This is a genomic window from Leclercia sp. M50, assembly GCF_037150775.1.
Lineage (GTDB): Bacteria > Pseudomonadota > Gammaproteobacteria > Enterobacterales > Enterobacteriaceae > Enterobacter.
Genome location: NZ_JBBCPK010000011.1, coordinates 29533 through 45297, shown reverse-complemented (window position 1 = coordinate 45297; position 15765 = coordinate 29533). Strand labels below are relative to the sequence as shown.

The 15765-nt window shown below is 51.4% G+C and carries 14 protein-coding genes; 2 read left to right on the top strand and 12 right to left on the bottom strand.

Features of this window, described 5'->3' with window-relative positions:
- Nucleotides 1-4: 4 nt before the first annotated feature.
- Complete coding sequence (gene prlC / locus WFM46_RS04530) at nucleotides 5-2047, bottom strand: oligopeptidase A (RefSeq protein WP_180209438.1); 2043 nt, start codon at nucleotides 2045-2047, stop codon at nucleotides 5-7.
- A gap of 203 nt (nucleotides 2048-2250) precedes the next feature.
- Here prlC and WFM46_RS04525 point away from each other — a divergent pair, with 203 nt between their 5' ends.
- Nucleotides 2251-3093 carry a 23S rRNA (adenine(2030)-N(6))-methyltransferase RlmJ gene (locus WFM46_RS04525; RefSeq protein ID WP_336997144.1) on the top strand — a complete coding sequence of 281 codons (843 nt, stop codon included), beginning with the start codon at nucleotides 2251-2253 and terminating at the stop codon, nucleotides 3091-3093.
- 70 nt (nucleotides 3094-3163) lie between these two features.
- Nucleotides 3164-4516, top strand: coding sequence for a glutathione-disulfide reductase (gene gorA, locus WFM46_RS04520; RefSeq protein WP_103177389.1), 1353 nt, complete (start codon nucleotides 3164-3166; stop codon nucleotides 4514-4516).
- Nucleotides 4517-4616: 100 nt separating this feature from the next.
- On the opposite strand, the gene WFM46_RS04515 is transcribed toward gorA, so the two are convergent.
- The 11 genes from WFM46_RS04515 to WFM46_RS04465 all read right to left on the bottom strand — a co-directional run bounded on the left by WFM46_RS04515 (nucleotide 4617) and on the right by WFM46_RS04465 (nucleotide 15765).
- Entirely contained in the window at nucleotides 4617-5276 is a 660-nt protein-coding gene (locus WFM46_RS04515) for a LuxR C-terminal-related transcriptional regulator (RefSeq protein WP_336997143.1), read from the bottom strand.
- Between the two features lie 72 nt (nucleotides 5277-5348).
- Nucleotides 5349-6056 (bottom strand): response regulator transcription factor, encoded by a 708-nt coding sequence (locus tag WFM46_RS04510; protein WP_336997142.1) that lies wholly within the window; start codon nucleotides 6054-6056, stop codon nucleotides 5349-5351.
- 103 nt (nucleotides 6057-6159) lie between these two features.
- Nucleotides 6160-6705 (bottom strand): fimbrial protein, encoded by a 546-nt coding sequence (locus WFM46_RS04505; RefSeq protein ID WP_336997141.1) that lies wholly within the window; start codon nucleotides 6703-6705, stop codon nucleotides 6160-6162.
- Between the two features lie 28 nt (nucleotides 6706-6733).
- Nucleotides 6734-7825: a fimbrial protein gene (locus WFM46_RS04500; protein ID WP_336997140.1), complete on the bottom strand. Its 1092-nt coding sequence runs from the start codon at nucleotides 7823-7825 to the stop codon at nucleotides 6734-6736.
- A gap of 8 nt (nucleotides 7826-7833) precedes the next feature.
- Nucleotides 7834-10380, bottom strand: a complete 2547-nt coding sequence (locus WFM46_RS04495; protein ID WP_336997139.1) for a fimbria/pilus outer membrane usher protein — start codon at nucleotides 10378-10380, stop codon at nucleotides 7834-7836.
- 103 nt (nucleotides 10381-10483) lie between these two features.
- Complete coding sequence (locus tag WFM46_RS04490) at nucleotides 10484-11173, bottom strand: fimbrial biogenesis chaperone (protein ID WP_336997138.1); 690 nt, start codon at nucleotides 11171-11173, stop codon at nucleotides 10484-10486.
- A 77-nt stretch (nucleotides 11174-11250) separates the two neighbouring features.
- Nucleotides 11251-11772, bottom strand: a complete 522-nt coding sequence (locus WFM46_RS04485) for a fimbrial protein (protein WP_336997137.1) — start codon at nucleotides 11770-11772, stop codon at nucleotides 11251-11253.
- A gap of 857 nt (nucleotides 11773-12629) precedes the next feature.
- Nucleotides 12630-13364: an SDR family NAD(P)-dependent oxidoreductase gene (locus WFM46_RS04480; RefSeq protein WP_336997136.1), complete on the bottom strand. Its 735-nt coding sequence runs from the start codon at nucleotides 13362-13364 to the stop codon at nucleotides 12630-12632.
- A gap of 3 nt (nucleotides 13365-13367) precedes the next feature.
- Entirely contained in the window at nucleotides 13368-13616 is a 249-nt protein-coding gene (locus WFM46_RS04475) for an acyl carrier protein (protein ID WP_336997135.1), read from the bottom strand.
- A 74-nt stretch (nucleotides 13617-13690) separates the two neighbouring features.
- Nucleotides 13691-14503: a MaoC/PaaZ C-terminal domain-containing protein gene (locus WFM46_RS04470; RefSeq protein ID WP_180209447.1), complete on the bottom strand. Its 813-nt coding sequence runs from the start codon at nucleotides 14501-14503 to the stop codon at nucleotides 13691-13693.
- Nucleotides 14503-15765, bottom strand: a complete 1263-nt coding sequence (locus tag WFM46_RS04465; protein WP_180209460.1) for a beta-ketoacyl-[acyl-carrier-protein] synthase family protein — start codon at nucleotides 15763-15765, stop codon at nucleotides 14503-14505. The genes WFM46_RS04470 and WFM46_RS04465 overlap by 1 nt, the downstream gene beginning before the upstream one ends.

Below are 15765 nucleotides of genomic sequence, written 5' to 3'. Positions count from 1 at the left end.
TCAACTAACCCTTGATCCCGTAATGCTCCAGCATCGCATCCAGCTGCGGTTCGCGGCCACGGAAGCGTTTGAACAGCTCCATTGGCTCTTCAGAACCGCCGCGGGTCAGGATGTTATCCAGGAACGACTGACCGGTTTCGCGGTTGAAAATCCCCTCTTCCTCGAAGCGGGAGTAGGCGTCTGCCGCCAGCACGTCGGCCCACAGGTAGCTGTAGTAGCCCGCCGCATAACCGCCCGCAAAGATATGGCTGAACGCGTGCGGGAAGCGTCCCCAGGACGGACCTGGAATAAGGGCGACCTGCTTCTTGATCTCCGCCAGGGTTTCGAGGACCTTCGCCCCCTGCTCCGGGCTGAACTCCGCATGCAGACGGAAATCGAACAGGCCGAACTCCAGCTGGCGCAGGATAAACATTGCCGCCTGGTAGTTTTTCGCTTCCAGCATCTTATCCAGCAGCGCTTTTGGCAGCGGCTCGCCGGTCTCATAGTGGCCGGAGATAAACGCCAGCGCGTCCGGCTCCCAGCACCAGTTTTCCATAAACTGGCTCGGCAGCTCCACGGCATCCCACGGTACACCGCTGATACCGGCAACGCCTGCCGCTTCAATGCGGGTCAGCATGTGGTGCAGACCGTGGCCGAATTCGTGGAACAGAGTGATCACTTCGTCATGGGTGAACAGCGCAGGTTTGCCGTTAACCGGACGGTTGAAGTTACAGGTCAGATAAGCAACCGGCTTTTGCAGCGAGCCATCCGCTTTACGCATCTGCCCTACGCAGTCATCCATCCAGGCGCCGCCGCGTTTATTTTCGCGGGCGTAGAGGTCGAGATAGAAGCTGCCGCGCAGTTCGTTCTGGTCGTCGTACAGTTCGAAGAAACGCACGTCGTCGTGCCACACTTCCACATCGTTGCGCTCTTTGGCGGTGATGCCGTAAATGCGTTTCACCACTTCGAACAGGCCGTTAACGGCTTTGTTTTCCGGGAAGTACGGACGCAGCTGCTCATCGCTGATGCTGTAGAGATGCTGCTTCTGTTTCTCGCTGTAATACGCGATATCCCACGGCTGCAGCTCATCGACGCCGAATTCCGCTTTGGCAAAGGCGCGCAGCTGGGCCAGCTCTTTCTCGCCCTGAGGACGAGCGCGTTTGGCCAGATCGGTTAAGAAATCGAGTACCTGCTGCGGGTTTTCGGCCATTTTGGTAGCAAGAGATTTATCTGCGTAGCTGTCAAAGCCCAGCAGCTGCGCCAGCTCGTGACGCAGGGCAAGAATTTCCGCCATCACCGGGGTGTTATCCCACTTCCCGGCGTTCGGGCCTTGATCGGACGCGCGGGTGCTGTAAGCGCGATACATCTCTTCACGCAGGGCCTGATTATCGCAGTAGGTCATTACCGGCAGATAGCTCGGGATATCCAGCGTCAACAGATAACCGTCCTGCTCTTTCGCTTCGGCTTGCGCTTTTGCTGCCGCCAGGGCGCTTTCCGGCATGCCAGCCAGCTCCGTTTCGTCGGTAATTAGCTTCGTCCAGCCCATGGTGGCATCCAGCACGTTATTGCTGTACTGGTTGCCCAGCTCAGACAGACGCGTCGCGATTTCGCCGTAGCGCTGCTGCTTCTCTTTTGCCAGACCGATGCCCGACAGTTCAAAATCGCGCAGCGCGTTATCAACAGCCTTTTTCTGCGCAATATTCAGCGTCGCGTAGTGATCGCCATCGCGCAGGTCGCGGTACGCTTTGTAGAGCCCTTCGTGCTGCCCGACCCAGGTGCTGTATTCCGACAGCAGGGGCAGAGTTTGTTCGTAGGCTTCACGCAGTTCCGGGCTATTTTTCACCGAGTTGAGGTGGCTGACCGGGGAGAAGATGCGGCCAAGCACATCATCCACTTCCGCCAGCGGCTGACACAGGTTTTCCCAGGTGTAGGGAGCGCCGTTCGCCACCACGCTCTCAACGGCACGACGGCAATCATCCAGCGCTTTAGTGACCGCAGGGACAACATGTTCAGGCCGAATGGAGGAGAACGGTGGCAACGAAAAAGGCGTCAGTAATGGGTTGGTCATAAGCACTGTCCTGTTAAATGAGTGAATGAAGCGCACATCCTGCGCGAGCATATTGTTTCCAGGATGGGGTTAAGTGTAGTGAATTTCAATGGCTGCGGTGACAGAAAAAGCACGGGCCAGACGGCGCTATCCGGGCCTGCGGGTATTCTGTGCCGTTCTGCTGTAAACTGTGCTCAATCGACATTATCGGAACATATCTACCCATGCTCAGTTATCGCCACAGCTTTCACGCGGGCAACCACGCCGACGTTCTTAAACACACCGTTCAGAGCCTGATCATCGAGGCGCTGAAAGAGAAAGATAAGCCTTTTCTCTATCTGGACACCCATGCCGGCGCGGGCCGCTATCAACTTAGCGGCGAGCACGCCGAGCGCACCGGGGAGTACCTCGAAGGCATCGCCCGCATCTGGCAGCAGGATGACCTGCCGGCGGAGCTGCAACCCTATATCGGCGTGATCAACCATTTTAACCGCAGCGGCCAGTTACGCTACTACCCGGGTTCGCCGCTTATCGCGCGCCAGCTGCTGCGCGAGCAGGACAGCATTCAGCTGACCGAACTGCATCCAAGCGACTACCCGCTGCTGCGCTCTGAATTCCAGAAAGACAGCCGCGCGCGCGTGGAGAAATCGGACGGCTACCAGCAGCTGAAAGCGAAGTTGCCGCCGGTTTCCCGTCGCGGTCTGGTGCTGATCGACCCGCCATACGAAATCAAAAGCGACTACCAGGCGGTGGTTGCGGGTATCAACGAGGGCTACAAACGCTTTGCCACCGGCACCTATGCGCTGTGGTATCCGGTGGTGCTGCGTTCACAGATCAAACGCATGATCAAGGATCTGGAAGCGACCGGCATCCGTAAGATCCTGCAAATTGAGCTGGCCGTTCGCCCGGACAGCGATCAGCGCGGCATGACCGCGTCCGGCATGATTGTGATTAACCCGCCCTGGAAGCTCGAAGCGCAGATGAATAACGTCCTGCCGTGGCTGCACAAAAAGCTGGTCCCGGCCGGTACCGGCCATACTACCGTTAGCTGGATCGTGCCAGAGTAATCGCAGTCATCGATGGAAACTATTGATTTCAGGTATACAATCGCGGCAATTAACGATTAAGGATAAGACCATGACCAAGCATTACGATTACATCGCTATCGGCGGCGGCAGCGGCGGTATCGCCTCGATTAACCGTGCGGCCATGTACGGCCAGAAGTGCGCGCTGATTGAAGCAAAAGATCTCGGCGGCACCTGCGTTAACGTCGGTTGTGTACCGAAAAAGGTGATGTGGCATGCGGCGCAGATCCGCGAGGCCATCCATCTGTATGGCCCGGATTACGGTTTTGATACCACCATTAACAACTTCGACTGGGATCGCCTGATCGCCAGCCGTACCGCCTACATCGATCGCATTCACACCTCCTACGATAACGTGCTGGGCAAGAATAATGTCGATGTGATCCGCGGTTTTGCCCGCTTTGTCGATGCGAAGACGATCGAAGTCAACGGTGAAACGATCACCGCCGATCATATCCTGATCGCTACCGGTGGCCGCCCGAGTCATCCAGCTATTCCGGGTGCGGAATACGGTATCGACTCCGACGGTTTCTTTGAGCTGCCTGCCCTGCCGAAACGCGTTGCCATCGTTGGCGCGGGTTACATCGCCGTGGAGCTGGCGGGCGTGATTAACGGCCTCGGCGCCGAAGCGCACCTGTTTGTGCGTAAACACGCCCCGCTGCGCAACTTCGATCCGCTGATCGTCGATACCCTGGTGGAGGTGATGAATGCCGAAGGCCCACATCTGCATACCGAAGCCATTCCGAAAGCGGTTGTGAAAAACGCTGACGGCAGCCTGACCCTTGAGCTGGAAGATGGCCGCAGCCAGACCGTTGATTGCCTGATCTGGGCCATTGGCCGTGAACCTGCAAACGACAACTTCAACCTGGCCGTCACGGGTGTCAAAACCAATGAGAAAGGCTATATCGTTGTCGATAAGTTCCAGAACACCAGCGTACCGGGCATCTACGCCGTGGGCGATAATACCGGCGCCGTTGAACTGACCCCGGTTGCTGTCGCCGCGGGTCGTCGTCTTTCCGAGCGTCTGTTTAACAACAAACCGGAAGAGCACCTGGATTACAACAACATCCCGACCGTGGTCTTCAGCCACCCGCCAATCGGTACCGTCGGTTTAACCGAGCCTCAGGCGCGAGCGCACTATGGCGACGACCAGGTGAAAGTGTATAAATCCGCCTTCACCGCCATGTATACCGCGGTCACGTCTCACCGTCAGCCGTGCCGCATGAAGTTAGTGTGCGTCGGCCCGGATGAGAAGATTGTCGGCATTCACGGTATCGGCTTTGGTATGGATGAGATCCTGCAGGGCTTTGCGGTCGCGCTGAAAATGGGTGCGACCAAGAAAGACTTCGATAATACCGTAGCTATTCACCCAACGGCGGCAGAAGAGTTCGTGACCATGCGTTAATGCATGTAAAAACTCGCTTTAAACCCCTCCTGAAAAACTGGCAATAGAGCGCCAGTTTTTCAGCTTTTATATGACATCAGAAAGATGAACCCGGCGTGTATTATTTTTGATGGAAAATATCATTTAGCAGTACAAATAATTCTGCGTCAGTTTCTACGCCGAGTTTTCGCATCGCATTACATTTATGCGCGCTAACGGTTTTAATACTTAGCGCCTTCATTTTCGCAATATGCTGTAAATCCATACCATTCAGAAGATGCTTTAATACATCAATTTCGCTACGCGTCAGACTGGAGATCATCCTGTCATTTTTATCATTGATATGAGAAAGAGCAGTGCAGATTTTTGGGCTTAACACGCGCCTTTGTGAAAACGCTTTTTTAAAGTAATCCTCAGTATCAGCCATAGATTCTCCGCGCGCGATCAAGCTGATATTTTGTTGATTAAACAACTTCCATAATTCCTGGCTGTCATGGCAAAAAGTATATACAACCATATTCATATTGGGATATTGCGAACCCAGCTGTAGCAAAGTCTCCACCCCTTGCTGGAGACTTTCCTCTACGCTTTGCATATCGGTAATGAGTATATCGACCGACTGATACATCATTGCTTCTGAAATTTTATCCAGACTCGACTCTGTGATCAAAATATTACATGTCGGCGCGATGGAGTGAATAAGTGTCGACAGACCAAAAAGTGCCAGGGGGTGGCTGTCCATCAATGCGGCTGTTTGCGGCCAGGGGGAAGTGAGGTTCATAACGCTGCTGTTCCATGCTGACTGGGGATTGCGCCCCGTAATTATCTTGATGCTATACTCATCCTTGTGATCCTAAAGGCGAGCTGCAGGGCCTGTTTTCGCCATCCACGTGCACTGAGCAAACAGTTCACTGTCATTGTGAAAGCCCAGTTTTGTCATTGCATTACGCTTATGAGTACTCACCGTCCGGACGTTCCGATAGAGAGTCTTCGCTATCCCGGAAACACTCAAACCTGAGAACAGATATGCAAGCACATCCAGCTCGCGAGCGGTCAGCGGCGTGCCAGACGGGGCGCTCTTAGAGAGCAAGCGTTTCGCTTTAGGGCTTACCCACTGCCGCTCTCCTGACATGACGGCGGAAACACATTGTGTTAATGCCAGCACCGGCTCGTGTTTGAGTAAGATGCCGCTGGCATTCGATGACACTAACAGCTCAAGAATACGATGATCGCTAAAATCAGTGCATATTATCACCTTCATCGACGGGTGAGATTCGTGCAGATGCGCCAACAACCGCAACCCATCAAGCATCAATTCATTTTCACCGCAAATGTCCATGATAAGCAGCGCAGGCAATGAACGGGTAACAGCAGAGGGAATAGAGGCAAGGTTTTGTACGGCACTTATGGGCTCGACGATCCCGAATGACGCCGTCAATACGCGCTGAATGCCCAGAGCAGTAACAGGGCTGGCGTCCATGATCAACACGCCTTCGCCCATGGAAACGGCAGGCGAAGGGCTTAATGCCATATGAGGTACAGGATTATTGATCTTATTCATCTTACCTTCCGTGTATCCTCAGTAACGCCCCTGGCGGGAACGTTACTGAGTCAGACTTCTTTAATTACTCGCAGATTCTTCCTGAAGCCGCGTTTAATGCGGATTACTGATAGGCAAAGGTAAGCTGTACTACGCCAAGGATAGATCCTGCCGTTGCGTTACCCTTAGAGCTGTACGCCCGCGCCTGCATATCGAAAGTCGTTCCCTTGCTGGTAGATTCTACGTCCTGAACCATAGTAGAGGCATTTCCCAGCGCCTGACCTGACGCTGTGCTTTGCAGTTGGATTTGCACTTGTTCTGCAGTTCCGTTGTTCTTGTACATATCAGGCTCGTCGGTATCCGCGGTGCCGCTCAGCGCCATAGTCACCTTAGAGGTGGTGGCAGGACATTCACTCACCATAATGGAAATAGGCTTCCATTCCGTTGCCGATTTGGCCTCAGACAGATCCCCCGCCATGATGTTCTGGCCCAAATCCACGTTCACCCCGCCTGCAGGCACGTCGATTTTGCACGGCGAGGCTTTGATGGTACCGGTTATATTCAACTGCGTATCAGCACTTGCAGTATGCGATAGCATGGCAGCAGCCAGACACAGCAGCAACGCGGGTGCTTTTTTCTTTTGATGTATTGAAAAAATTGAATCCTTCATTATTTTCCCTTACCGGTAGCGTCCGGAATTATTGTATTTCAGCACGAAGAGTAGCGGTTGCGGTAAAGTCGCCCGTTTCAGGCATTTTACCGGTGGTGTTAAATGGAAATAAGCTGATCGCCGACGTTCCTACCTGGCTGGTATAATTCATATTTAACGGCAACACGCCACCATTCGGATCGACGTTATCTCCCTCTGGATCCTTAATTCTGACACCGACATCTTTGTTGGTTGTCGATAACGCAGTCGGATCGTTCATATCCGGCGTTCCCGAGAAAGTGAGGCTGACCTTCACTCCTTCGGAAATATTGGAGCAGGCCACATTAAAATTGACGTTTTTCGGCGTGAAGTTTTTAGCCATTTCGCCTTTCGTCGTAATATCGCCAGCCATGATATTGCCGAAAGGCACGGTAATAACGCCCCCGCCATTAATCACGCATGACTGTGGTACAATAACTTTTCCATTCATCCACACCGTTGACACCGGCACGCTGGACTGAGTCGTACTATCAGTAGCGATATACACATCGGCAACTTTGGTTACCGGGATAATTTGCTCACCCACAAAAGGCCGCCGGAAATAGAGGGAAATATTACCTTCCGAGCCGGTACCATAGACAAAGCTATTGCACCGGACCGCTGGGTTTCTATTGCTCTTGCTGTTGAAAGGCGTCGCGACCATCTCTTTTTTTTCTCCAGCGATCCATACCTCGCTGGCCACGGCCAGATAGTCATTGATGGCGTAAAACTGCAGCTTACCGTCACTATATACCAGCCCTGTATCAGGCACTTTGGCGGTAATATAAGCCGGCCCGTAAGGTTCGGTGCAGTCACAGGTCACGAGGTAGCTACCGCCAAGGTTCCACCGATAGGCACCGTAAATTGTTCTTCCGGTCACGTTCTCCGATGGGTCTGTTAATGTGTAATTCATTAAAAAGTCATAGCGTTTCGTCCCACCGTCGGGTCTGCATTCTGCCGCCTGTACGGAGGTACTCAACATCCAGCCCGCCAGTGCCAGGCTGAATAACGCGCTGCTTTTTTTACCGGCGATACGACGCCAGGGAGTGCGGCGTGAACTCTTATCTGCGAAAAATGTCATCGTGCGTTCGGTCATATCCATATACCGCCTTACCGGCAGTCTCCATTGATAAGTTGAATACCCGCCGTGGCCGATTGCGAAGGCAGCTTATAACTCACCCGACAGGTCTGCGCCTCTGCGTTACCCCATTTCGCAACCAGCGTTCCGGCATCGGCCATACCCGACAGATAAACCTGCCCCCCATCGCCGACAATGCTGCCCTCGTCTTTTGTGCCATCCTCCTTGCTCACCGTTGCACCGAAAGGTACCGGTTCGCCATTGGCACGGAGCAGCGTCATGAGCACACGTTGTCCGACGCTCGGGTTAAAGTCTGCGCGCACGACGGCGCCGCGGGTCGGGATGACTGACGCACTGGTCAGGGTCATATCCACATCGTCGGGCAAGGTTAAGGTATCAAGATAAATCTGGTTACGGCGGTATGCCGTGGCGTAAGGCACCACCGCGTAGCCGCGCCAGTCGGTTTTTACACCAGTGTTGTTCGAGATGGTTACACCGTCCGCGCCCGGCGCTTTTACCAGCACCACGGTCTCATTGAGCGGCTGTGAAAGGGTTAAGCCGTTTTCATGCAAGACAATGCCGCCCTGCAAGCCATAATCGAGACGACGTTGACTTTTGTCATAACCATAACCCGCGTTAACTTCCCCGTATCCACCTCTGTAGTCGGCACTGGCGTAGCCGTTCGCTCCACCTCCCTGTGAGGTATAACCCTGGGAGAGGCTGTAACTCAGGTTGTTATCAGCGAGTGCCGTACCGTTGAGGCCAACGTTATTTGACGTCGTACCATTTTTGCTGCTGTTAAGGTTGTAGGTTGCATAGCTGTTCGGTAGCCATTGGCTTAATGGAACGCTGACGTTAACGGCCACGATCTGATCGGTATAGTACGTCCGTTTTTTGTGCTGATCCTGACCATTGCGGCTATAGGTGTAGTTGACCCCGTAGGAGATCCCTTTCCAGGAGTTGTTATAGCCAACACCGATTGATTCAGTTGAACGGTTGTTATTCCAGTAATCCTCTCTAACCAGGTTAAGAGAGAACGCGCCGGCTTTGTCTCCCAGATTTTGACTCAAGACCAGCTCGGCACGGCTTTTCTTGTGATCGTTATATTGACCATTATTCCCGGTGTAGCTATCCAGTGCCTCTTGCAGCGTATAAAAGCCCGCAGTGGAATAGCGGTAGCTGGCCAGACTGAAGTTGGTCCCGGTTTCAGCGAAGCTTTTACCGTAGCGCAGTCGGTACGACTGACCGCTGTCTTTCTCTGCATGTTCCAGTTTGGTCCATGCCTGCATGACGTCAGCAGAAAGCGCTCCGAGGCGACCAAGGTTTTGACCGATCCCCACAGCCAGCGACTGATACTTACTCGCCGCCTGCATGCCGCCATACAGCGTCGCGCCGAACGGCAATCCATACATGGCAGTGAGCTGTGAGAATAGCGTCTTATCAACGTCGTCGTTATATGAGCGGTACTGACCGCTGGTAACACTATACTTCAGGCGGCCTTCACGCTGGAGCACGGGTACGGAAGCAAAAGGAACAATCATTGTTCGCTCGGTACCGTCAGCTTCTTTAATAATCACATTCAGGTCACCACTACCCGCCGTTGGATAGAGGTCAGTAATGGCAAACGGGCCCGCTGGCACATAGCTTTGGTAAATGACGTAGCCGTTCTGGTAGATCGTCACCTGCGCATTGCTGCTGGCAATACCGCGTACCACCGGTGAATAGCCCTTCAGACTGTCCGGCAGCATGTCTTCATCGGACGCCAACTGGACACCGCGAAACGGCACGGAATCGAAGATTTCACTGGGTGAGGTACTGTCGCCCAAGGTGAGCTGGCTTCTTAACACATGAATGTCGCGTTGCAGATAGGTGCTGATAGAGTCCCAGCGCTCGTTTCCATCACTATCGCGACTCCAGGTAGAATAGTTACGCAGACGCCAGGCACCCAGATTCGCTCCTGAACGCAGATTCAGGTAATAGTTATCTGAGTTTCTGCTGTCGCCATTTCGTGCCTCAGTATTAGCGCCGCTGAAACTATAATTAACAAGTAATGCCGGAATACCCTGATCCCATTTCTCCGGAGAAACGTAACCACGAGCCTCCGCATTAAGGGCTATTTGCGGCATACTCAGATCGAGCCGTTGCTGATCGAATCGGAAATTTGCAGAAGATTGCGCTATCGCACCGGTAAAATTGGCGCACTCATCAGTGACCTTAATACCGGGGAACATACCGATTTTTACGCCGATGTCCCGCAACAACTCTCCACTCAGACAGGGATAAAGGCTCTGCTTACCCGACGCGTCAACAACAAGGGAAAATTTAATATCACGGGTATCAACTTCTGACCCGTTAAGATAAATATCAACGCGATAGGTGCCTGGTGCCTGTAAATCGCCATCTTCGAATATAGATAAATCCGCTTTTCCCTGGCCTGGATTATCGATTTCGAGTAACGCAGGATTAAAGTATTCCGCTGCATGCGTAAGGGCAGCGCCGCCCATCAAAAATGTTAATAAGCAGGCAAGACGAGTACGTGAAAAATGGTTCGAAGTATGGCTCTTCGTAATGTTATTCATATTATTTTCCCATATACAAACGCAGTCATTTAATAATGAAATTGATGACTAACGTTCTTCACTTCCATGCTCAACCAACGCAGCGACACTCTGGTGATTGAGTTCAAATACCAGCAGTAAAAAGTTTGCTAGTGCCGCCATAATCGTTAATAAACTGCCAACTCAGTGAGCCACCTGAAACATTGCCCGGTAAATCGAAGCTGGCCTCTGATTGCGGCGCAACCATAGTGGCGTTTTTTATCTCAACACCATTGACATTAACTTTGAAAAAATTAATGTAATTCGGGGAGGGGTTAGTGACCTTCAACTGGTTACCTATTCGTTTCCAGGTCAGGCTTTGGGCTGCCTCTTCAAGGGAACTTTTAATGCCAGCGGGACGGAAAATGAGCTTAATACGCGTTTTCACTGCAATCTGCAGCGTATTTTCTTGTGTCTTATTCGCAGAAGGAATTGATTTGATATTGAGCCAGAACATGGACTCTTTATTCTGTGGCAGGTTGCCACCTGCACGTACAATGCGCAAAATGTTTTGCTGATTGCTGTACAGTCGGAATAAAGGAGGAGTAACAATAAAGGGTGCTTTATCCGCTGATCCTGCACTCCCTGTTCCATCGCTATCTACCCATGACTGAATGAGATAGACATTCTTGTCAGGGTTACTGACATTAATGGACGTTTCTTTTTTTGCGCCGTCATAAATTACCCGCGTACCCCCTACCACTACGCCAGCCTGCGCCGTCGTACCTAGGGCCATTAATAATGCAGCTACCGCTGTAGCGCGCCATCTTTTCATGCTATCCCTGCCTGTCTCGAATGTTCAAAAAGACCAGAGGCATACCTTGCCTCCAGTCTGATTTAGCTCAGTGAAAATTACTGATATACGATAGTGAACTGAGCAACAGCGTTTGCATCACCCACAGTGACTTTATCAGACAGAGCGATATAACCTGCACGGAAGCTCAGGGTGTTAGGACCCGTGCTAACCAGTTCATAAACAGATGAGTCGGTGTACAGTGGAACGACTTTATTCTGTGCGTCAGTAATCTGAATACCCACTTCTTTAGCAGTCTTTTCACCTGCAGTCAGCGCCAGAATGCCGTTGTCACCAGCAGCCTGCTCACCGTCGAAGCGAACAACTGCACCCTTTACGGTATCCGGGCAATTTTTCAGTACCAGTTTGAACCCTTTAGTACCAGAGATATCACCGGCAGCTTTGAATGCGTTGCGGCTAATGTTACCCAGTACCACTGACTGGTTCAGAGAATCCGCATCAACAGTACAAGCGGCATCGGTAATCGTGCCGGTGAAATTTACGGCGCCATCAGCAGCGATTGCTGAAGTAGCGAAAACGGAGGTAGCCATCAGAGCAACTGCAATAAGATTTTTTTTCATTAATTTGTCCCTATTAAATATGTTACACGACAACGCTATGTCATTTCCTTTATTTAGTTCCTGAAGTCTCCACCGCAGTAAATAGAGCATTGAATGGGTTACCCCAAATCCCAACGCTTCATTTCGAACTAAATTGCAGCACAATTTAATGAGATGGTAATTTCATGTCAATACTGATTCCATTACTCCACGCTCATTTATTTTTATCATTTTAATTCAGCGAGTTACGCACAAAATCGTTGTTTTTACCCTGCATTTCCAGATCGGCTTTTTCTTATATTCATGTAACTTCTTATAATGATTAAAAATAAACACCAGAAAAATGAATTACAATAAATCTATCACTCTTAATCTTATGGCATTTCTTCATAAAAGTAATACAAAACCGCATTCGGCCTTAACATTTGACGTTATCCATTGTCAGCCCGACGGCCTTATACAGCTTTTCGTGAATGAATTCAGGATGCTAACCGTTACAAAAATATATAAAATTCAAATGATGAGCGAAAATTTCATTTGTTTTATTTATAGAGAATCATATCCGATAAAATGTAGCTCCACACAAATTACTCTTTAAAAGAGTCGTTGTTCTTTTTTATGCCTGAAACTATACATTTTTATTATGATTCCACCTTGCTGACAGGAGCCAACATGACAGGATATTTCTTAGATCTTTGAGGTGCTTTTTGTGATGAAAAAGGCTCTGTTTTTGAAAATAGTGAGAAATATCTCAAATTTGTACGATTCCATACTTATCTTTCAGAAAAAATAACCTCACAACAGACTATTTTTTGCATAAATAAAAAAACAGGACGCCAGGCGTCCTGTGTGAGTTGAACTGGATGTTTGCATCATGCTCAGGCGGAAAGGCCACCATCGAGGATAAGGGTTTGTCCGGTCATATACGTGCTGTCGTCACTCACCAGCCATGCCACCGCGCCAGCGACTTCGTCTACTGTACCGAAGCGTTTCATCGGAATGGTTTTGTGCAGCGCAGCCAGCTTGTCTTTAGGTATATTGGCCAGGATATCGGTATCGATATAACCAGGTAGCAGGCAATTGACCCTGACATTAAAACGCCCTAACTCTATGGACAGCGTTCGCGCAAGGCCAATCATTGCCGCTTTACTCGCTGCATAAGCACTTTGCCCACTATTGCCCTTCACGCCGGTGACTGATGACATCATCACCATAGAGCCGCCCCCTTCTATCAACATCGGCTTAAGCAAATGCTGGTTAAAATAGAAAACGGCATTAAAGTTCGTGTCCATCACCTTACGCCAGTTATCCGGGCTTTGGTTAATGTGCAGCTCATCAAGCGTGATACCGGCATTGTGGACTACGCCGTGGGGCGCTCCGTAACGCGTCAGTAAATCAGTGGCAACACGCGCCACTGCCTGCTCATTGCTTCCGTCGCATTGATAGCTTTCAACCTTACCCGGCAGCGCTGCGCAGGCCTGTTCAACCTCACGAGCCGCACTTTCGCCCTGATACCACGTAAATACCACATTGTATTCTTTCGCCAGACGCAGCACCGTTGCACGTCCGATCCCACGGCTTCCGCCGGTGACTAAGATCCATTTTCTCTGCATAGTTTAAAGGCTTTTTTCACTGAGATACTGGCATAGCTCGCGAAGCGTAATGTTCACATTATTTGTGAACAGTTCGGCTTCTACGGTGACGCCAAACTCTTTCTTTGCCAACACCATGAGTTCCACATAATCCAGACTATCGAGCTTTAATTGATACAACGGCATGTCCGGATCCAGATCGTCCATTTCCATGTCTTTTGCATCGCACAACATTTCACAAACTTTGCTATAAACTTCATCGAAAGTTGTCATGATTTATTCCTTTAATTCAGACTGTTGCATATTATTTAGGGTGGATTGCTCTTTGCTTATCAGCAATCAACCGGTCAGGCAGCCAGCGGTCCGGTTTTCAGCGTGACCGTGACAGACATCAGCGGTTCATTAACTCGCCACGCCTGAATGCCTGCCACTAAAACGAGTCCAGCATTTTTAGTGCCCATTACCAGCGTCGGCAGGATCGCATAATCGATAGCGTTAAAACGCTGGTCACTCTCGTTTTGCCTCAACAACCGGGGTGTAAAATGCGTTTCATGGTGCGTCTGAACGACCTGCACCAGGCTGAAAACATCGCGCAGGCTGTTAGCCTTATGCTCAGGGATAATGCTATGCACCGTCTCGAGCGTTGCCGGTGCATTTACTAACTGGCGGAACAATATTGCATCAAGGAAAATCCACAGCGGAGCGACATGCCCGACATGAGTCAAAAACTGGGTATGCAGCAGCGCCAACTCTTCCCCTTCAAGCGTATTCACCTGAGCGGCAGGTGAGAACGCCAACGATTTAACGCCAGTGATTTTACTACTGATACTGATTTTCTGTGTCTGAAAATTCACCAAATTTCCGTTCACCTGTACCTGCTCATGACGCACCACTTCTTTTACAGGCAGCTCATAGGGTATGTCACACATCACCGGCTCGCGCAGACGACTACTGAAAACCAGACCTTCCAGTGACGATGCATGTTTTTCCACGGCGGTACTGAGCGCAGATTTTACATCCAGCAGCGCGCGCATGCCGTGTACACATAATCCGTCCATTCCCAGACGCTTCGCTTCGGCGGCGTCAAAATGAATGGGATTATAGTCACCCGAAAAGGCCGCCCAGCGTTCGGCATGCTCCAGGCTGTAGCTTAGCGACATCATTTCCCCCTGCCGATCACCAGCGCCGCGTTCGCGCCGCCAAACCCGAAACTGAGATTGAGGGTTGTATTCAGCACCGCCGGGCGATGGGTATTGGGTATGTAATCCAGATCGCATGCCGGGTCGGGCGTAGCAAGATGACAGGTCGCAGGCATTACCTGATGTTCAAGGGCCTGCAAGCAAACGATCGATTCAAAGCTGCCCGCGGCAGCAATAAGATGGCCAGTATAGGATTTGGTACTTGAGCACGGCGTGGTGTAAGCCGCCTCGCCCAGCGCAATTTTTATCGCCTCGGTTTCATTGAGGTCGTTGAGGGGCGTAGACGTGCCATGGGCGTTGATGTAATCCAGCTCCCGGGCGGTAACGCCAGCCTGCTGAAGAGCATGGCGGATGGTTTGCACCCGGGCGATTTTGTCTTCGGCCGGCGCGGTAAAATCACTGGCATCGGAGAAATTACCGTACCCGAGTATTTCGCCAAGAATAGTCGCACCACGCGCAATAGCAGATTCACGCTCTTCAAGACACAGCACCGCCGCCCCTTCACTTAGCACAAAGCCATTACGATGCAGGCTGAACGGACAACAGGCGCGCGCGATCTCTTCCTGCTCGCTGGCCAGTGCACCAAGCACGTCAATATTCCATACCGCTGAATCAGAACGGAGCGATTCACCGGCACCCGCCAGCATCATGTTTGCACGCCCATGTCGGATAAGTTCAAACGCATCGCCAATCGCGATGGTCCCCGTCGCGCAGGCTGCTATAGGTGTATTTTGATAGCCACGAAGCCCCCACAGCAGGCTGACTGCCGCCGTGGCCGAGCTGGGCATCGAGAAAAAACAGCCAAAAGGAGAGCCCACTCCGGTACGCAGATAATCGTCGTAATAAACCTGGGTTTCGTCCTGACCTGCCCAGCCGGTGCCCATGATGGCGCCGCAATCACGCAGATCGTAATAGTGCTCAGGCTTTTCCTCGCCAAACGACATCTGCATGGCTTCCCGCGCAGCAGCCAGCGTAAGCCGCGCATAACGTGGCAGGCGGCGTCGGATGGCGGCAGGTACACCTTTGAGTGAAGGCTCTTCATCGATCAGACCATAAAAGCGGGATTTAATCCCGGCGGCAGATTTATCGCAGTAACGGTAGCCGAGTTTGTAATCCATGATGGCTGCCCAGCTTTGACTGGCATTCATCCCTAGCGGGGTGACTGCACCATAGCCAGTAACCACAACCCGACGTGGCGCGCTTATCGTCTGTAAACTGTCCAT